General features: G+C 73.3%; 20 protein-coding genes and 3 riboswitches. Of the genes, 12 read left to right on the top strand and 8 right to left on the bottom strand.

Annotation, left to right across the window (positions count from 1 at the left end):
• Positions 1 to 36: 36 nt before the first annotated feature.
• A complete protein-coding gene (locus ACYVNR_RS12950) occupies positions 37 to 657 on the top strand; it encodes a hypothetical protein (protein ID WP_461048400.1) in 621 nt (206 codons plus the stop codon).
• Positions 658 to 664: 7 nt separating this feature from the next.
• Here the strand turns inward: ACYVNR_RS12950 and ACYVNR_RS12945 are convergent, their stop codons facing one another.
• Positions 665 to 1,240, bottom strand: a complete 576-nt coding sequence (locus tag ACYVNR_RS12945; protein ID WP_461048399.1) for a dienelactone hydrolase family protein — start codon at positions 1,238 to 1,240, stop codon at positions 665 to 667.
• A gap of 61 nt (positions 1,241 to 1,301) precedes the next feature.
• Between ACYVNR_RS12945 and ACYVNR_RS12940 the strand changes: the two genes are divergently transcribed.
• Entirely contained in the window at positions 1,302 to 1,949 is a 648-nt protein-coding gene (locus ACYVNR_RS12940; RefSeq protein ID WP_458799221.1) for an ArsR/SmtB family transcription factor, read from the top strand.
• Positions 1,922 to 2,062 carry a hypothetical protein gene (locus tag ACYVNR_RS12935; RefSeq protein WP_458799220.1) on the top strand — a complete coding sequence of 47 codons (141 nt, stop codon included), beginning with the start codon at positions 1,922 to 1,924 and terminating at the stop codon, positions 2,060 to 2,062. Before ACYVNR_RS12940 ends, ACYVNR_RS12935 begins: the two co-directional genes overlap by 28 nt.
• 24 nt (positions 2,063 to 2,086) lie before the next feature.
• On the opposite strand, the gene ACYVNR_RS12930 is transcribed toward ACYVNR_RS12935, so the two are convergent.
• On the bottom strand, positions 2,087 to 2,761 hold the full coding sequence (locus ACYVNR_RS12930; protein WP_461048398.1) for a SprT-like domain-containing protein: 675 nt from the start codon (positions 2,759 to 2,761) through the stop codon (positions 2,087 to 2,089).
• 196 nt (positions 2,762 to 2,957) lie between these two features.
• Between ACYVNR_RS12930 and ACYVNR_RS12925 the strand changes: the two genes are divergently transcribed.
• The gene (locus tag ACYVNR_RS12925; protein ID WP_461048397.1) at positions 2,958 to 3,437 is read left to right on the top strand and encodes a DUF2510 domain-containing protein; all 480 of its coding nucleotides are present in this window, start codon (positions 2,958 to 2,960) and stop codon (positions 3,435 to 3,437) included.
• Between the two features lie 39 nt (positions 3,438 to 3,476).
• Here ACYVNR_RS12925 and cobN read toward each other — a convergent pair whose 3' ends face one another.
• On the bottom strand, positions 3,477 to 7,151 hold the full coding sequence (gene cobN, locus ACYVNR_RS12920) for a cobaltochelatase subunit CobN (RefSeq protein ID WP_461048396.1): 3,675 nt from the start codon (positions 7,149 to 7,151) through the stop codon (positions 3,477 to 3,479).
• A 42-nt stretch (positions 7,152 to 7,193) separates the two neighbouring features.
• A riboswitch (cobalamin riboswitch) is annotated at positions 7,194 to 7,326 on the bottom strand.
• 39 nt (positions 7,327 to 7,365) lie between these two features.
• Between cobN and ACYVNR_RS12915 the strand changes: the two genes are divergently transcribed.
• The 6 genes from ACYVNR_RS12915 to ACYVNR_RS12890 all read left to right on the top strand — a co-directional run bounded on the left by ACYVNR_RS12915 (position 7,366) and on the right by ACYVNR_RS12890 (position 12,003).
• A complete protein-coding gene (locus ACYVNR_RS12915; RefSeq protein ID WP_461048395.1) occupies positions 7,366 to 8,541 on the top strand; it encodes a precorrin-3B synthase in 1,176 nt (391 codons plus the stop codon).
• Complete coding sequence (locus tag ACYVNR_RS12910; RefSeq protein WP_461048394.1) at positions 8,532 to 9,206, top strand: precorrin-8X methylmutase; 675 nt, start codon at positions 8,532 to 8,534, stop codon at positions 9,204 to 9,206. The genes ACYVNR_RS12915 and ACYVNR_RS12910 overlap by 10 nt, the downstream gene beginning before the upstream one ends.
• Positions 9,203 to 10,741 carry a precorrin-2 C(20)-methyltransferase gene (locus tag ACYVNR_RS12905; protein WP_461048393.1) on the top strand — a complete coding sequence of 513 codons (1,539 nt, stop codon included), beginning with the start codon at positions 9,203 to 9,205 and terminating at the stop codon, positions 10,739 to 10,741. Before ACYVNR_RS12910 ends, ACYVNR_RS12905 begins: the two co-directional genes overlap by 4 nt.
• Before the next feature lie 88 nt (positions 10,742 to 10,829).
• Positions 10,830 to 11,144, top strand: coding sequence for a hypothetical protein (locus tag ACYVNR_RS12900; protein WP_461048392.1), 315 nt, complete (start codon positions 10,830 to 10,832; stop codon positions 11,142 to 11,144).
• Positions 11,145 to 11,194: 50 nt separating this feature from the next.
• Positions 11,195 to 11,485, top strand: a complete 291-nt coding sequence (locus tag ACYVNR_RS12895; RefSeq protein ID WP_045192930.1) for a DUF1905 domain-containing protein — start codon at positions 11,195 to 11,197, stop codon at positions 11,483 to 11,485.
• Between the two features lie 47 nt (positions 11,486 to 11,532).
• Positions 11,533 to 12,003: a hypothetical protein gene (locus ACYVNR_RS12890; protein ID WP_052677504.1), complete on the top strand. Its 471-nt coding sequence runs from the start codon at positions 11,533 to 11,535 to the stop codon at positions 12,001 to 12,003.
• Positions 12,004 to 12,013: 10 nt separating this feature from the next.
• Here ACYVNR_RS12890 and ACYVNR_RS12885 read toward each other — a convergent pair whose 3' ends face one another.
• From ACYVNR_RS12885 to cbiE, 5 genes are all read right to left on the bottom strand, one after another.
• Positions 12,014 to 12,421 (bottom strand): hypothetical protein, encoded by a 408-nt coding sequence (locus ACYVNR_RS12885; RefSeq protein WP_461048391.1) that lies wholly within the window; start codon positions 12,419 to 12,421, stop codon positions 12,014 to 12,016.
• The gene (locus ACYVNR_RS12880; protein ID WP_461048390.1) at positions 12,418 to 13,203 is read right to left on the bottom strand and encodes a CbtA family protein; all 786 of its coding nucleotides are present in this window, start codon (positions 13,201 to 13,203) and stop codon (positions 12,418 to 12,420) included. The genes ACYVNR_RS12885 and ACYVNR_RS12880 overlap by 4 nt, the downstream gene beginning before the upstream one ends.
• 1 nt (position 13,204) lies before the next feature.
• On the bottom strand, positions 13,205 to 13,414 hold the full coding sequence (locus ACYVNR_RS12875; RefSeq protein WP_045192924.1) for a CbtB domain-containing protein: 210 nt from the start codon (positions 13,412 to 13,414) through the stop codon (positions 13,205 to 13,207).
• Positions 13,415 to 13,444: 30 nt separating this feature from the next.
• Positions 13,445 to 13,630: riboswitch (cobalamin riboswitch) on the bottom strand.
• A 41-nt stretch (positions 13,631 to 13,671) separates the two neighbouring features.
• Positions 13,672 to 14,427: a cobalt-precorrin-4/precorrin-4 C(11)-methyltransferase gene (locus ACYVNR_RS12870; RefSeq protein ID WP_461048389.1), complete on the bottom strand. Its 756-nt coding sequence runs from the start codon at positions 14,425 to 14,427 to the stop codon at positions 13,672 to 13,674.
• Positions 14,424 to 15,692 carry a precorrin-6y C5,15-methyltransferase (decarboxylating) subunit CbiE gene (cbiE, locus tag ACYVNR_RS12865; RefSeq protein ID WP_461048388.1) on the bottom strand — a complete coding sequence of 423 codons (1,269 nt, stop codon included), beginning with the start codon at positions 15,690 to 15,692 and terminating at the stop codon, positions 14,424 to 14,426. The genes ACYVNR_RS12870 and cbiE overlap by 4 nt, the downstream gene beginning before the upstream one ends.
• Before the next feature lie 157 nt (positions 15,693 to 15,849).
• Between cbiE and ACYVNR_RS12860 the strand changes: the two genes are divergently transcribed.
• Together ACYVNR_RS12860 and ACYVNR_RS12855 are read left to right on the top strand one after the other, a co-directional pair.
• Complete coding sequence (locus ACYVNR_RS12860; protein WP_045192920.1) at positions 15,850 to 16,380, top strand: hypothetical protein; 531 nt, start codon at positions 15,850 to 15,852, stop codon at positions 16,378 to 16,380.
• A complete protein-coding gene (locus ACYVNR_RS12855) occupies positions 16,377 to 17,126 on the top strand; it encodes a hypothetical protein (protein WP_458799209.1) in 750 nt (249 codons plus the stop codon). The genes ACYVNR_RS12860 and ACYVNR_RS12855 overlap by 4 nt, the downstream gene beginning before the upstream one ends.
• Positions 17,127 to 17,180: 54 nt before the next feature.
• Positions 17,181 to 17,252, top strand: a riboswitch (cobalamin riboswitch).
• Positions 17,253 to 17,273 lie beyond the last annotated feature (21 nt).

Raw genomic sequence — 17,273 nt, 5'->3', positions numbered from 1 at the left:
CCGCGCGGTACGGTGCGATCGTGGACACCAGGGGAGGTGACGTCACGGGGCCCGGCCGCCGTCGTGACCGTTCCGGACGACCGGCCCGTACGCCGCCGGCAGCCCCGGTTGCGCCGCCCGGCCACGTGGTCGCTGGGCATCGGAGCCGCGTCGCTCGTGCCGCTCTCCTGGGCCGCCTTCCGCCCGGAGACCGAGCGACTCGTCACGTGGGGGACGCCGACCAGCGGCACCACCGTCGACCTCGCCGGCCTGCTCTTCTTCGTGGCCGGCTGCCTCGCCTGCGTGTGGCTGGTGCGCCTGCAGGGTTTCCTCGCCCGCGCGAACCGCATCGGCACCATGGCGACCGACGTCGGCCTGTGGGTGATGTGGGTGCTGCCCCTCGTCATGTGGGTGCTGCCGGGCGTCCGGATCTCGGGCTGGGACAAGGCGGTCCACGGTCGCCGCTCGTGGACGGTGACCGCATGGGCGCTGGCGTGGATCCCGTGCTCGGCCTTCATCCTCGGCTCGTCGGGCGACCGCACGGCGGTGCCCGACCCCACCCAGAGCTGGCTGCACGTCGGGGTCTTCGTGACGACCTTCGTGCTCTGGGCGGCGACGGTGCTGCGCCTGACCCGGGGCGCCGAGGTCGTGGCCCACGTCAGCGGCCTCGACGCGTAGGCCCCTCCTACACGCGAGCGAGGAAGTCGAGGACGCGCTGCTGCACGAGCGCGGCGGCGTCGGCGTCGTACGCGGGAGCGCTCGGGTCGGCGAAGAGGTGGCCGCAGCCGGCATACGTGAAGAGCTCACCGTCGTCGGCCGCGCCGACGATCTGGCGCGCGGCGTCGACGTCGCCCTCGTCCATGAAGAACTCGTCGCCCTCGCCCCCGTGCACCTGCACGGGCACGCCGGCCGGCCACTCGTCGCCGAACTCGCCGAGCGGGATCGCGGAGTCGAGCAGGACGGCGCCGCGAGCACCCGGGCGGGTCTGGGCGAGCCGCTGCGCGGGCATGACGCCGAGCGAGAAGCCCGCGTAGACGAGGTCGCTGGGGAGGCTGTCGGCTGCGGCGACGCCGTGGTCCTGCACGCGCTGGAAGCCGAGCGAACGCGCGTGCGCGACGCCCTCCTCGATCGTGGCGAAGGTGCGTCCCTCGAACGCGTCGGGCGTGTGGACGGTGTGCCCCGCCGAGCGCAGCGCGTCGGCGAACGCGAGAAAGCCCGGGGTCTGGCCCAGAGCGTGGTGGAAGAGGAGGACGTCGGCCATGCTTGCTCCTGTGATCGATGGTTCGCGCGTGTTTGATCCAACAATCTAGACTGATCCAATCATGTCGATCAATAGTCTCGGCACCCCCGACTACGACCTCCCCGACACCGTCGAGGTGACCACGCCTGCGCAGCTGCGGGCCATCGCCGACCCGCTGCGGTCGTCGCTGCTCGACCTCACGCTCGAGCGCGCCGCCACCGTGTCCGAGCTCGCCGCGGCCGTCGGGCGGCCCAAGAGCACCGTCGCCCACCACGTCGGCGTGCTCGTCGAGGCCGGCATGCTCCGCGTGGTGCGGACGCGCCGCGTGCGGGCCATCGACGAGCGCTTCTACGGCCGCACGGGTCGCACCATCAACGTCGGCGTCGCCCGCCGGCCCGGCGACCCGACGACGCCCGTCTGCGTCAACTCGCTGTCGGTCGCCGCCGCCGAGTCGGTCCCGGCCCACGAGGACGACACCCTCTACTCGACCCTGCGCCACGTGCGCATCCCGCGCGAGAGCGCCTCGGAGTTCTGGCGCCGCGTCGAGGGCCTCGTCCGCGAGTTCACGTCGCTGCCGCGCGAGGGCGAGACCGTCTACGGCTTCGCGGTCGGCCTCTACCCCACCGACCAGCCCGTGCTCCCCGACCCGGTCGCCGACGTCGGTCCTTCCCGCGAGAACGAACCCCGGAGCACACTGGGGGAATGGCCAAGCGCAACCTCAGGTGCCTGATCCTGGGTCACAAGTACGACCGCCTGAAGCTGCGCGGCCGCACGATCCTGACGTGCAGACGCTGTGGTGACGTCGATGTGCTGACTCACGACATGCGCGGCCTGAGCGGCTGATGGCCGAGCGACGCCGCCGCAGCTTCAGCCCGCGGCCTCGACCCAGGCGAACGGCACGGTGAGCACGCCCTGCTCGATCCGCACCTTGTAGTTGCTCCGGCCCCTGCGCAGGATCGGACCGACGAGGCCGTCGTACGGCCCCGGCGCCGTGACGCGCACGACCTGGCCGAGGGGGAGGGCGCCCGGGACCTGGTGCGGGGCGTCGGTCAGGAGCGCCTCGAGCTCGGCGACGTAGTTCGGGTGCATGGCCACGGACCGCCCGTGGAAGGTCCACTCGAACAGGCGGTCGCGCGGCGGACCGGAGCAGCGCGAACACCAGCCCGCCCGGGTCGGACGTCGATGACGTGTCAGGACGTGGCCCGCCGGGCAGGTCGCCTTCCACGGCCCCTCCAGGGACGGCGCGTCGGCGGACGAGCACCGCTGGCCGGAGCAGCCGAGCTCGAGCGCCTTGGCCTGCCACACGGCGTCGTGCCCGTGACGTGCACCGACGAGGGCGTGCGCGATCTCGTGAAGGAGGGTGTCGCGTACCTCCGCCTCGTCGTGGAGCCGGGTGAGCGGTGCGCTCAGGGCGATCTCGCGCCGCGCGGGGCGGCAGGCACCGGCACGCGTCTTGGCCCGGTCGAGCACGAGCGTCCAGTCCTCGAGCGCATGCTGCTCCATGAGCTGTCGTCCCATGACGTATGCCGCCCTCACGTCCATCGGTGCTCCCCTCGCGTGGCCGCGTCGTCGTGGTCGTCGGTCACGACGCCGGCTCCCTGATGTCCCGGACGAACCGTAGACGAGCCGTGCGACAGCGGCGTCAGACCCACAGATGATGGCGAATCGCCTGAAAGCGCCGCGGGTTCACTGGCTGCGACATAGCCTCAGAGCCTCTGACGCACGACAGGAGAGATGCATGAGCCAGAGTCCGACGGCGCCCGCCGGGTGGTACCCGGTCGGGGAGGGTGAGCGCTACTGGGACGGCCGCGCCTGGACGCCGCACGTCCGGCCCGCCCCCGCGCCACCGGCCGCGTCGGTCGATGCCCACGGGCTGCCGCACCACGAGGCTCACGTCGGTCCGGCATACGCCGCCCGGCAGGTGCCCGCAGTCCCTGCCGTGTACCCGTACGCCCCGGCCCAGACCACGTTCACGCAGGTCGTCCCGAAGAACCCGGCCATCGCCGTGCTCGCGTCGTTCTTCCTCCCGGGGCTCGGCACGATGCTCAACGGGCAGGCCGGGCGGGGCGTGCTGATCCTGCTCGGCTACTGCGTGAGCTGGGTGCTCGTCATCGTCCTCGTGGGGATCCTCGGGGTCTTCGGCTTCTGGGTGTGGGGGATGGTCGACGCGTACCAGGGCGCCCGCGAGTGGAATGCCCGCCACGGCATCTACAGCTGAGCGGGTCGGCCGGCCGGCCCTGCTGGGTGTGACGGTGGGTCAGTCCTCGAGGTCGCCCTCGACGTCGAGGTAGACCTGCTGCAGCTCGGCGAGCAGCTCGGGGTCCGGCTCCTCCCAGAGCCCGCGCTCGACGGCCTCGTGCAGTCGCTCGACCATGCCGTGCAGCGCCCACGGGTTCGCGTGCTGCAGGAAGTCGCGGTTCTCCTTGTCGAGAACGTACGTCTGGGCGAGCTGCTCGTACATCCAGTCCGTGACGACGCCCGCCGTCGCGTCGAACCCGAAGAGGTAGTCGACGGTCGCGGCGAGCTCGAACGCGCCCTTGTAGCCGTGCTTGCGCATGGCCGCGATCCACCGCGGGTTGACGACGCGGGCGCGGAAGACGCGCGCGGTCTCCTCGGTGAGGGTGCGCGTGCGCACGGCGTCGGGGGTCGTCGAGTCGCCGACGTACGCCTTGGGCTCGCGCCCGGTCAGCGCGCGCACGGTCGCGACCATGCCGCCGTGGTACTGGAAGTAGTCGTCGCTGTCGGCGATGTCGTGCTCGCGCGTGTCGATGTTCTTCGCGGCGACGTCCATGCGCGCGTACGTGCGCTCCATGTCGGCCCGAGCCGGTATGCCGTCCAGCTCGCGCCCGTAGGCGAAGCCGCCCCACGTCGCGTAGACCTCCGCGAGGTCGGCGTCGGTGCGCCAGTTGCCCGACTCGACGAGCGGGAGGATGCCGGCGCCGTAGGAGCCGGGCTTGCTGCCGAAGATGCGGGTCGTCGCTCGGCGGGCGTCACCGTGGTCGGCGAGGTCACCGGCGACATGGCCGCGCAGGTAGTTGTCGTCGGGGCCCTCGTCGAGGTCGGCGACGAGGCGCACCGCGTCGTCGAGCATCGCGATGACGTGGGGGAACGCGTCGCGGAAGAAGCCCGAGATGCGGACCGTGACGTCGATGCGGGGCCGGCCGAGCTCCTCGAGCGAGACGGCGTCGAGGCCCACGACACGGCGCGACATCTCGTCCCACCGGGGGCGCATGCCGAGCAGCGCGAGCACCTCGGCGATGTCGTCGCCCGACGTGCGCATGGCCGACGTGCCCCACACCGACAGCCCCACGGAGCGCGGCCACTCGCCCGTGTCGGCGCGGTGCCGAGCGAGCAGATCGTCGGCGAGCCGCTGCCCGGTCTCCCACGCGAGCCGGCTCGGGATCGCCTTCGGGTCGACGGAGTAGAAGTTGCGCCCGGTCGGCAGCACGTTGACGAGGCCACGCAGCGGTGAGCCCGAGGGACCGGCCGGCACGTAGCCGCCTTCGAGCGCGTGGAGCACGGCGTCGATCTCGCGCGTCGTCGCGAGCAGACGCGGCACGACCTCGCGGCAGGCGAAGGCCAGCGAACGGCATACGCCCTCGATGTCGACGTTCGGGAGATCACCGAGCTCCTCGGCGATGATCCCGGGCACGGCGTCCTCGGCCCAGCCCGCTTCGGCGAGGGCGGCGACGAGGGCGGACGCCTGCGCTTCGGCGACATCGACGGACGAGCGCTCGGACTCCCCCTCCCTCAGCCCGAGCGCCGTCCGGAGGCCCGGCACGGCACCGACGGCGCCGGCGAAGACCTGGTTGGCCCGCAGGATCGCGAGCACGAGGTTGGCGAGGCCCTCCCCCGCGGGGGCCTCGCCAAGGATGTGGAGGCCGTCCCGGATCTGGACGTCCTTGACCTCGCACAGCCACCCGTCGACGTGCATGACGAACTCGTCGAACTCGTCGTCGTCGGGGCGGTCGGTGAGACCGAGGTCGTGGTGCATCTGCGCGGCCTGGATGAGGGTCCAGATCTCGGCGCGCAGGGCCGGCGCCTTGGCCGGGTCCATGACCGAGACGTTGCCGTACTCGTCGAGCAGCTGCTCGAGCCGGGCGATGTCGCCGTAGGACTCGGCTCGTGCCATCGGCGGCACGAGGTGGTCGACGATCGTCGCGTGGGCCCGGCGCTTGGCCTGGCTGCCCTCGCCGGGGTCGTTGACGAGGAACGGGTAGACGAGCGGGATCGAGCCGATCGTCGCGTCGGGGCCGCAGGCCGCCGAGAGCGCGAGGTTCTTGCCCGGCAGCCACTCGAGGTTGCCGTGCTTGCCCATGTGGACGATGGCGTGGGCGCCGAAATCCCTTGCCAGCCAGTCGTAGACGGCGAGGTAGTGATGCGTCGGCGGGAGGTCCGGGTCGTGGTAGATCGCGATGGGGTTCTCGCCGAAGCCGCGCGGCGGCTGCACGAGGATGACGACGTTGCCGGCGCGCAGGCTGGCCGCGACGAGCTCGCCTCCGGCGTCGGTGTGCCGGTCGACGAAGACCTCACCCGGCGCCTCGCCCCAGTGCTTCGTGACGGCGTCGCGGAGCTCGTCAGGGAGCGCCTCGAAGTGCTCGCGGTAGCGGGCGGCCGGGATGCGGACCGGCTGGCCGCTCAGCTGCTCCTGCGTCAGCCAGTCCTCGTCCTGGCCACCGGCCTCGATGAGCGCGTGGATGAGGGCGTTGCCCGCGGTCGTGTCAGGCGTCTCGCCGTCGACGGGCTCGAGCGGCCCGGTGCCGGGGATCTCGCCGGGGGCGCCGAGGCCGTAGCCGGCCTCGCGCATGGCCCGCAGCAGCCGGATGATCGACACCGGGGTGTCGAGGCCGACGGCGTTGCCGATGCGTGAGTGCTTCGAGGGGTACGCCGACAGCACGATCGCGATGCGACGCTCGGCGGCCGGCGTGTGGCGGAGGCGGGCGTGGTTGACGGCGAGCGTCGCGAGGCGGGCACACCGCTCGAGGTCGGGCACGTAGTGCGGCAGGCCGTCGCCGTCGATCTCCTTGAAGGAGAACGCGTTCGCGATGATGCGGCCGTCGAACTCGGGCACCGCGACCTGGGTGGCGACGTCGAGCGGGCTCATCCCGTCGTCGCTCGCCTCCCACTGCTCGCGGCTCCACGTGAGGCAGAGGCCTTGGATGATCGGGACGTCGAGCGCGGCGAGCGCCTGGACGTCCCACGCCTCGTCGTCCTCGCCCGCGCTCGCGGTGCCCGGCTTCGTGCCACCGGCAGCGAGCACGGTCGTGACGAGCACGTCGTATGCCGCGAGGTGCTCGAGCAGGTCGGCCGGGGCCTCGCGCAGCGACGACACGTGCACCGGGACGCCGATGCCGCCGGCGGCGTCCACCGCGTCGGCGAGGGCGTCGACGTAGGCGGTGTTCTCGGCGGCGAACTGGGCGCGGTAGAAGAGGATCCCGACGCGCGGGCGGGGAGCGGCGCCCGCGACGTCGGAAGTCGGGGCGGAGGCCGTCGCCGGCTCGGGGCGATCGAGGACGCCCCAGGCCGGGAGGGACGCCGGCGGTTCGAAGCCCTCGCCGGTCATGAGCAGCGTGTCGCCGAGGAAGGCGTGCAGCTCGCGCAGGTTGGCCGCGCCGCCCTCGGCGAGGTAGCGGTGCGCCTCGGCGACGACGCCCGGGGCGACGGTGGACAGGTCCATGAGCGACGCGTTCGGGGTCTGCTCGCCACCGAGAACCACCATCGGCTTGCCCGCGCCGCGCAGTCGACGGAAGCCGTCGCAGAGGTCCTGGGGTCCGCCGAGGACGCGGGCGACGACGATGTCGGCGGCCTCGATCGCCTCGGCCATCGACGGGTGGCCCGGCCGGGTCGGGTTCGCGACCAGGTAGTCGGCGCCGCTGCCGCGCGCGCACAGCAGGTCGGTGTCAGAGGTCGAGAGCAGCGCGATGCGCGTCATCAGGGTCTCCTCGGCGGGGTGTCCACGCCCCGCGGTCGAAAGGAAGGTGAGGCGCTGCCGGCAGTTCCTGACTCACCGCCTCCCTCGCGGGTGACGGCTCACAGTGGCGGGACCGTCCCGGACTCACACCGGGTTCCTGGTCGACGACGCTGGGGCCACCATAGCCCGAGACGCCGGCCTTGACGCGGACGGGGGCGCCCCTACGATGTGCCGCGTGACCGCCCCGACGAGCCGAGCCCGAGGTGCCGCAGACGCCTGCCCCGGCGTCGCGCGGCCGTTCTCCGCTGTCGACGGGTCGATCGTCCGGCTGCGTCCAGCCGGACTTCCAGTGTCTGTCAGCGCCCTGTCTGGACTTCTCGATGTCGTTGCGGGACAGCCGGATCCGACCGTCCTGCTCACCTCCCGAGCAGCTCTCCAGCTGCGCGGCCTTCCCGACCCGCTGACGGCCGAGACGCGCGCGGCCGTCCTCGCGACCGGCCTCGTGCCGGCACCGAGCCACGAGCTGGTCCGCAACGTCGTCGCGTCGCCGCTGTCGGGTCTCGACGGCGGCGGCCGGTGTGACGTGCGTCCCCTCACCGCGGCTCTGGACGACGCCGTCTGCGCCGCGCCCGGGCTAACCCACCTCGGCGGCCGCTTCCTCTTCGCCCTCGACGACGGGCGCGGCGACGTCATCGGCGGCACGTTCGACCTCGGGTTCCTCGCCACCGGCCCGGACCGCGGCGTCGTCCTGGCAGGCTCGCAACCGGGTGGCTGGTCGGTGCCGCTCCGTGAGGCGGTGCGGACCGTGACCGCGCTCGCGGAGGAGTTCGCCGAGCGCACCAAGGGCAGCGAGACGGCCTGGCACGTCGACGAGCTCGCCGACCGTCTCGGGCCCGCCCCCACGTGTGCGATCTCGCCACCGCCCCAGCCCGACCGTCCGCTGGGTGCCGTCGGCGAGCACGCCGTCGTCGCCGTCCCCCTCGGCCTGCTGCGCCGCGAGCACGTCGACGCCCTCTGGCGCGTCGCCGAGACCGTACGCGTGACGCCGTGGAGGTCGCTCGTCGTCGAGCACGGCTCGCGCCACCTCCCCGCGCTCGAGGCAGCAGGACTCGCCACCCACGCGGGCTCGCCCTGGCACCGGCTCCACGCCTGCACCGGCCTCCCCGGGTGCAGCCGCTCGGCCATCGACACCCGCGCCCTCGCCCGCGACCTCGCCCCGGTCCTGCCAGCCGGGGACCTCCCCGTGCACGTCAGCGGGTGCGAGCGTCGCTGTGGGAAGCCGGCAGCGGCGCACGTCGACGTGCTGTCGCCGCCGTCTCTCGGCGCGGCGCTGGACCAGATCGCGGCCCACTCGGCGAGGGAGAGTGCCCACTCGACGGGGTCGACGGAGCAGGAGGGGTCATGGACCTGAGGACGACCAACGGGACGGAGGGTCCACCGACCCGCCGCTACGCGTACGAGACGGACGGCGCCGAGATCTACCGGCGGTCGTTCGCGACGATCCGGGCCGAGACACGGCTCGACCACCTGCCCGAGGACGCCCGCGTCGTCGCCGTCCGGATGGTCCACGCGAGCGGCGACGTCGACCTCACCGAGCACATCGCCGTGCACCCGCGGCTCGTCGCGTCCGCCCGGGGCGCTCTCGAGACGGGCGCGCCGATCCTCACCGACGCGCACATGATCGCCTCGGGCATCACCAGGGCCCGACTCCCGCGCGACAACGAGGTCGTCTGCACGCTCCGCGACGAGCGGGTCGCCGGCCTCGCAAAGGCCTGGGGCACAACACGTTCCGCCGCCGCGGTGTCGTTGTGGGGTGACCGCGTCGAAGGCGCCGTCGTCGCCATCGGCAACGCGCCGACCGCCCTCTTCCACCTGCTCGAGACGATCGCGGACGGCGGCCCCCGTCCGGCTGCGATCGTCGGCATCCCGGTCGGCTTCATCGGTTCGGCCGAGTCGAAGGTGGCCCTCGCCGACAACCCCTTCGACATCCCGTGGCTCGTCGTCCACGGGCGGCGGGGCGGATCGGCCCTGGCTGCCTCCGCCGTCAACGCGCTCGCCCGCGAGGAGGAGCTGTGAGCGGCTGGCTGAGGGGGGTCGGCGTCGGCCCGGGCGACCCGGAGCTCGTCACCGTCAAGGCTGCGCGTCTCATCGGCGGGGCCGACGTCGTCGCCTTCCACAGCGGCCCGCGCGGTGACTCCATCGCGCGTCGCATCGCGCAGTCGTACTTCCGTGACGACGTGGTCGAGGAGCTGCTCGTCTACCCCGTCACCACCGGCGCCACCGACCACCCGCTCGGCTACCACGGGCTCATGTCCGACTTCTACGACGAGTCGGCGGATCGCCTTGCAGCGCATCTGGACTCGGGCCGCAACGTGGTCGTCCTCGCCGAGGGCGACCCGCTCTTCTACGGCACGTACATGTACCTGCACGACCGCCTCTCGGGCCGCTACGACACCGCCGTCGTGCCGGGTGTCACGTCGGTGAGCGGCAGCGCGGCCGCCGTCGCGACCGGGCTCTGCCGACACGAGGACGTGCTCACGGTCCTGCCCGGCACGCTGCCGGTGCCAGAGCTCGCGCGCCGTCTCGCCGACACCGAGGCCGCCGTCGTCATGAAGCTGGGCCGGACCTTCGAGAACGTCCGCGAGGCGCTCCGCCAGGCCGGCCGCCTCGACGAGGCGCGCTACGTCGAGCGAGCCAGCTCGGAGGCCGAGCGCGTGCTGCCCGTCGCGGACGTGGACCCCTCGTCGGTGCCGTACATGTCGATGGTCGTCCTGCCGGGCAAGGATCTGCGCGCCGACGCAGCCGGTCGGGCGGCCTCGTCGGCGGGCACCCCCGCCGCCGGTCCTGTTCCAGCAGAAGCCAGCCCGACCGAGGCACCTGTCGGTGAGGTCGTCGTCGTCGGTCTCGGTCCCGGTCCCGGCCGGTGGCTGACCCCGGAGGCCTCCGCCGCCCTGGCCGAGGTGGGCCACCTCGTCGGCTACGCCCCCTACGTCAACCGGGTGCCCCAGCGCGAGGGCCTCGTCCGTCACGCGTCGGGCAACACCGTCGAGGTCGACCGCGCGCGCGACGCCCTCGAGCTGGCCCGCAAGGGCGAGCGTGTCGCCGTCGTCTCCGGCGGCGACGCGGGCGTCTTCGGCATGGCCTCCGCCGTGTTCGAGGCCGCCGACACCTACGGCTACGGCGACGTCCCGGTGCGCGTCCTGCCCGGCGTCACGGCGGCCCAGGCCGTGGCCGCCCGCGCCGGCGCACCGCTCGGCGGCGACTTCGCGATCATGTCGCTCTCCGACCGGCTCAAGCCGTGGCACGTCATCGAGCGGCGCCTGCGCGCCGCGGCCGCCGCCGACCTCGTCGTCGCGCTCTACAACCCCGCCTCGCGCAGCCGCACCGAGCAGGTCGCCCGGGCGCGCGAGGTCCTCCTCGAGGAGCGCTCGGGCGACACCGTCGTCGTCGTCGGTCGCGACGTCGGCCGCGACGAGGAGACCCTCACCGTCACGACGCTCGAGGCCCTCGACCCGGCGACCATCGACATGAAGTGCCTCGTCGTCGTCTGCGCCACCGGCACCCGCGTCACCGCCACCGGCCAGGTGTGGACACCCCGCTTCGTCCAGTGAGCCATGCGACGGCACCCGTCGTCGCACGATGTCTTGACAGGCGAGCGGCCGCTGCCGTCCCATCGATAGATCGGACGGAGGTACGGCCATGTACGGATACACGCTCCACTTCCCGGCGCCCATCGAGGTCTACCTGACCATGCACCGAGCGATCATGGAGACCGTCTCGGAGGAAGGTGAGGTCGAGGGTCTGCTGCTGCACTACGCCTACCCGTCGGACCGGGGCTTCGACCTGGTCGAGGTGTGGGAGTCCAAGGAACAGCTCGAGGCCTTCAACCGCGACGTGTTCCCCAGGGCGATGGCACGCTCGGGCCTGCCGCCGGGCGGCCCCATGCCGGACCCGGTCGAGTTCACCCCCGCGGTCGTCATGACGCCGCGCGCGTTCAGCTCCGACGCGGCATGAGGGCCCCGAGCTGCCCGCCGTCGGCAGGTTCGCCCTGACATCCTGACCCCATGCAGCTCGACTTCGAGGGCACCGTCTACCAGTGGCGCGGCCCCCAGCCCTACTACTTCGTGCGCGTGCCCGAGCCCGAGTCCGAGGCGCTGCACGACGTCGCCCACGTCAGCTACGGCTGGGGCATGATCCCCGTGACGGCGCGCGTCGGTCGCACCGAGTGGTCGACCTCGTTGTGGCCCAAGGACGGCGGCTACATCGTGCCGCTCAAGAGCGCCGTCCGTCGGGCCGAGGACATCGAGGACGGCGACGTCATCGGCATCGGCCTCGACGTGCGCGCCGAGGTCTGACCGGACGGTCCCACACCGTCGGGCTCGGATCTGCCAAGGTACGCCCCATGGCCTTCGCAGACCTCAGCATCCCCGGTGTCGCGGGAGTCGTGTCGACCGACTACTCGTTCTGGAGCGGCTACCGGTTCTCCGTCGACGGCACCCGCCTGAAGCCGCACGGGTTCCCCCGCAACCGCCTCACGCTCCCGGGCACGGCCGGACCGGTGGAGGCCCGGGTCAAGGCGGGCCTCAACCGCGCCTACCCGGCGCTCGTCGTCGGCGACCGGGAGTACGCGACCGGCCCGGAGACGCCGGTGGCGCTGCAGCTCCTCGCGCTGCTTCCCCTGGTGACCCTGCTGGTGGTGCAGGGCGCCATCGGCTTCGCCGTCGCCTTCGGCGGGGTGTTCGTCAACCTCGGGATCACCCGCGGTGAGCAGTCGACGGGCGTGAAGGTGGCGCTCATGGTCGGCACCTTCGTCGCGGCCGTCGCGATCGCGCTGGCGGCGGTCGCAGCCGTGGGCTCACTCGCCGGGCTCTGAGCTGCCGCTGTCAGGCCGGCGCCCACTCGAGCGCGATCCCGCTCGGCACGAAGACCCGTGACACCAGCGCGGGCGGGATGCTTGCGACGCCTGGCCCGCCCCGTCTCACCCATTCGCTGATCGCGTCGGTCGTGGTCTCGTCGAGGACGGCGCGCAGCCACACGGGCCGCGCGCCTGCCCGGCGTCCCCCCGGCGACGGTGTCACGACGACGACGTTCGACTCGTCGCAGGCGAGCAGGCAGCCGCTCCGCAGCACCCGCGCGTGCGCCCCCGCGCCGACCTCGAGCCGGGCCAGCAGCCCGTCGTGGTCGACGCCGGGGTGCTTCTCCTGCGTGCCGCAGCAACAGTCGCGGCAGACGCGCACGATGCATGTTCCGCCGGGCGAGCCTGCGGGAGAGCCGCTTTCGTATGCCGTCACGCCGAGACGGTCGTGCCGGCGTCGACCCGCGCACGCCCGGGACGGACGGCCTCGCCGCGCTCCATGAGGAGCCCGAACGCGAGTCCGAGCGTCAGCCACATCGCGCCGAGCTGGGCGAGCGAGGCGAGCCGGAAGTCCCAGACCACGTCGGCGGGGACGTCGGCCGGCACCTGGTCCGGGGTGCCCGGCAGCAGGGTGAGCACGAGCACGAGCAGCACGACCGTTGCGACGACGTCGATGGCCCACCGCGTCGACGGCACCGGCACCCGCGACGCGAGCCAGCGGTCGAGCATCGGCACGACGACGGCGATGGCGACGCCGAGGAGGAGCACGACGGCATACAGGGTCGTGCGGCGCCCCACGGTCGCCGGGTCGCCCACGGCGGGCGGGTTGGCCGGGATCTTCACAGCAGGCAGGAGCGTGACGGCGCCGAAGCCGACCGTTGCGAGCACCAGCGACCGGCCGAGGTCGCCGCCGCCGGTCAGGCGGTCGCGCAGACGGGCGAAGACGACCGCGAAGATCACGCCGACCGCCAGACCGACGACCACCGAGGTGACCGCACCCCCGACGACCTGCGCCGACCTCGACACGAGCGGCTCGTCGCCGCCGTGCAGCGGCACCCCGGCCGCGTGCCCCCCGTGCATCCCGCGCAGGTCCTCGATCACGAGGGCACGACGGATGACGGGCTCGACGACGAGCCAGATGGTCAGCGCAGCGGCGAGCCCGGCGAGCACGCCGGCGAGGGCCCCGCGCCGCAGCACGGAGCCGAAACCGACCGCCACGTCAGTGGCAGGGGACGCCGAGCGCGTGGCGCGCGTCGTGCGTCAGCTCGTGGAGCATCTCGGCGGCGGGAGCGCTGAGCAGCGCCCCGTTCTCCTGAGCGAGCACGTAGATCGTGAAGACGGCGACGGCGAGCAGCAGCCAGGCCCACACGGGGACCTTGACGGTGGCGGCGGACGCGGTGGAGGGGACGACGGATGCAGCAGTGGTCATGGCAGATTGACCCTTTCTTTCCATGCCTCGTGGACAGATCACGCCGCAGCCGGTCTCCTGGCTTCCAGATCGTCGCGCCTCCCCGCCTTCCCAGCGACCCGGCTGTTCACCTGAGGTCACCAGTGGCGATGGTGGGGACTTGCTCCCTGGTCACAGTGGCGAGGACCACGTCGGAATCACACCGACTTCCCGTGCACTGCGGCCCTCGCATCCTGACACAGGCCGACGGCCGGCGCCACGGGGGTGCGCCCGAATGCTCACGCGCGTCGCGTGATTCGCGTCCCGTAGAGGTGCGACTCGGCGAAGTCGTCCGTGTCGCGTGCGGCGAGCGCCCGCCCGACGAGGATGATCGCGGCCTGCCGCAGCCCGGCGGCCTCGACCTGGTCGGCGATGTCGGCGACGGTGCCGCGCAGCACGAGCTGGTCGGGCTGCTCGGCGTTGGCGACGACGACGACGGGGCAGTCGGCACCGTAGTCCTCGACGAGCGTCACCATCAGCTCGCGCGTGCGCCGGATCGCGAGGTGCAGCACGAGCGTCGCGCGCGACCGCGCGAAGTGGGCGAGCGACTCGGTCGCGGGCATCTGCGTCGAGTCGCGGTGCGCGCGGGTCAGCACGACCGACTGGGCGACCTCGGGCACGGTCAGCTCGCGCCCGATGAGCGCTGCCGCGGCGGCATACGCGGGCACCCCGGGCGTGACGTCCCAGGGCACGCCCGCCCGGTCGAGGCGCCGCGTCTGCTCGGCGACGGCCGAGTAGACGGACGGATCGCCGGAGCACAGCCGCGCCACGTCGTGCCCGGCCTCGTGGGCCCGCACGCAGTGCTCGGTGATGGCGTCGAGGTCGAGGTGCTGGGTGTCGACGAGCTGCGCGCCGTCGGGGCAGTGCGCCAGCACCTCGGCGCCGATGTAGGTGCCGGCGTAGAGGCACACCTGCGACTCGCCGACGAGCCGGACGGCCCGCAGCGTCAGCAGGTCGGCAGCGCCCGGCCCTGCGCCGATGAAGTGCACGGTCATGTGTCGAACTCCGAATCCTCTTGCAGCACAGCCTTCTCCACGGACCACTGGACGATCGACCGAGCCGGCCTCCACCCGTGCAGCGACCCGATGACGTCCAGCTCCTCGACCGCGATGCGGCTCATCGACCCGCCCAGCCGGCGGCGTGCTTCGTGCAGCACCAGCTCGGTCTCGACCGTGACGCCGTGGACGACGAGCCGCCCTCCCGGCGCGAGCGCCGTCCAGCACGCGTCGAGCAGGTCAGCCGTGGCGCCGCCACCGACGAAGACGGCGTCGGGCCGGGGCAGCGCCGCGACGGCGTCGGCCGACCACGCCTCGACGACACGCAGGCCCGGGACGCCGAGGGCGCGCGCGTTGCGCCGCACCCGCCCGGCGCGCGCGGGGTCGCGCTCGACGGCGTGCACCTCGTTGCGCGGGTGCTGCCTCGCGAACTCGATGCCGACCGAGCCGGCACCGGCGCCCAGGTCCCACATGACGTCGCCTGGCCGCGGTGCGAGGTGGGCGAGCGCCGCCGCCCGCACGACGCGCTTGGTCAGCTGCCCGTCGTTCTCGTATGCCGTGTCGGGCAGTCCCGGCACGAGCGACGGAGCGCGCGTGGCGGGTCCCGACGAGCACTCGACGCACACGAGGTGCAACCGAGGGGCGGGACGGTCGTCCCACGATGCGGCCACGCCGTCGGTGCGCGACTCGGCGGGCGACCCGAGGTCGCCGAGCACCGTGACGCGGCTGCCGGCATACCCCTCGTCGACGAGGAGGGCGGCAACGCGCGACGGGGCGTCCTCACCAGAGGTGAGCACGACGAGCCGGGCGCGCGGGGCGAGGTCGCGCCGCAGCCGGTCGACGTCACGCCCGACCAGTGTCACGACCTCGCTGTCCTCGGCGGCCCAGCCCATGCGGGCGCGCGCGAGGGCGACGGACGAGACCGCGGGGTGCACGCGTACGGCGTCGGTGCCGAGCTCGCGGACGAGGGTCGAGCCGATGCCCGACACGTGCGGGTCACCGCTCGCCAGCACGACCACGCGCCTGCCCGAGACCTCGTCGAGGAGGGCGCGCAGACCGGGCAGGAGCGGCGACGGCCACGGCACGAGCCGCACGCCCGGCCGCTCGCCGAGCATGTCGAGGTGGCGGTCGCCACCGACGACGACGTCGGCCTCGTCGAGCATGCGCCGCGCGCCGGGGTCGAGCGTCCCCAGCCCGGCGGCCCCGACCCCGACCACCTCGATCGGCACGACGTCGATCGGCACGTCACTCGCTCGGGCGGTCACAGCGGCGACCCTAGCGCGGACGAAGATCGGCAGACGGATCTGCCCGTTCCGGTCATGCCCGTGCCCTCCCGGCCCCATCATGGGCTATCGCAGGGCGTCAGGGGACCGTCGGGGATGCCGTGCGACCACGTCGCCACAGGGGAGGAAGAACCCAACCATGACTGATGCCCGCACGGACTCCGGCCGCGTCCCGACGACGCGACTGACGACCGTCAGCGCGCACGGAGGCAGCGTCACCTTCGACGTGCCCGCCGCCTGGGAGACGATCGTGCTGTCCGAGGACGCCGGCGTCGTGGCAGCCCTCGAGCCGGAACGGGCCGGGCTCTTCCGCACCAACTTCGTGCTCACCGCCGGACCCGTCGACGGGCCGCTCGGCGACTGGCAGCGCCAGGTCGCGCGGCACGACGAGGAGGTGGCCGAGCACTTGGTGCTCGACCACGAGGAGCTCGGTGTCGGCGGCCACGCCGGCTCCCGTCGCCTCACCACCCACTGGACTCCTGCCCGCGAGTCGGTGACGACGGAGTCGTGGTCGACGGTGGTCGGCGGCACGGGCGTCACCCTCACGGCGAACGTCGGCACGCTGCGCCTCACCGAGATGGCGCCGCTCATCGACGCGGTCGCCTCGAGCCTCGTCGTCCGCGAGACCGGCTGCGTGGCGGACGGCGTGCCGGGACACGTGCCCGCATGAGCGTGGAGTTCGACGCCGCGAACGGGACCCTTCGGCTCGACGCCGAGGCCTTCATCACCCTCGCGGAGCTCTCGAGCGACGCGGTCGACTCCTGCGACACCACGCTCGGCCGTCTCGTCGACGTCGGCGCCGTGACCGCCGGGGTGCCTCACCCGCTGCTCCGGCCCGGGCTCGCCGCCGTCGCGGGGTCGGTCGCCACTCTGCAGGTGCTCGTCGCCGGGCCGGAGGACGTACGCCTCCACCACGGCTGGCTGGCCGGTGACGCCGCCCTGCTCACCGACCTCGGCGACGGGACGTACGACTTCGCCTCGGTGTCGGCCGAGTTCGTGCCGGAGGCGATCGCCCGCGTCACGCTCGTCGGACCGCGTCCGCGTCTCGGCAGCGGCTCCGTCGTCGTCGACGAAGCGGTGCTCGACGACCTCGCGTCCAGCTCATCGACTGCCAGGGCAGCGGGCGTCGAGGCGCTCGCCGGGTTGCTCGCGCCGTGGCCGGCTGCCGCCGCCGCCGTGCGCGCCGGCGGCTGGCACCTCGCGCTCGTCGACGTCGCCTTCGTCGAGGCCGGGCGCACGGTCGCCCGCCGGCTCGCCTGGCTCGACACGGACGCCGGGATGCTGCGCATCGAGGCCGACGACCACGGGCCCGTGCTCGTACCCGTCTCCGGCACGAAGCTCTGGCGGGCCGTCGTCGCGGTGCTGCCCGACGGCCTCGACGACCTCGGCCGCGGCTCGGTGGCCCGTTCGGCCTGACCGCGCCGCCGGACCTCGACGCGACGTGGCAGACTGCGCGTGGCGACTGGAGAGGAATCCGGTGCAAGTCCGGAGCGGTCCCGCCACTGTGAACCCCTGACCTGACGGTCGCGGGAAGCCAGGGCATCTCCCGTCGCTGGTCGCGCC

The organism is Terrabacter koreensis, assembly GCF_054783315.1.
This window is presented reverse-complemented; position numbering and strand designations above follow the sequence as displayed.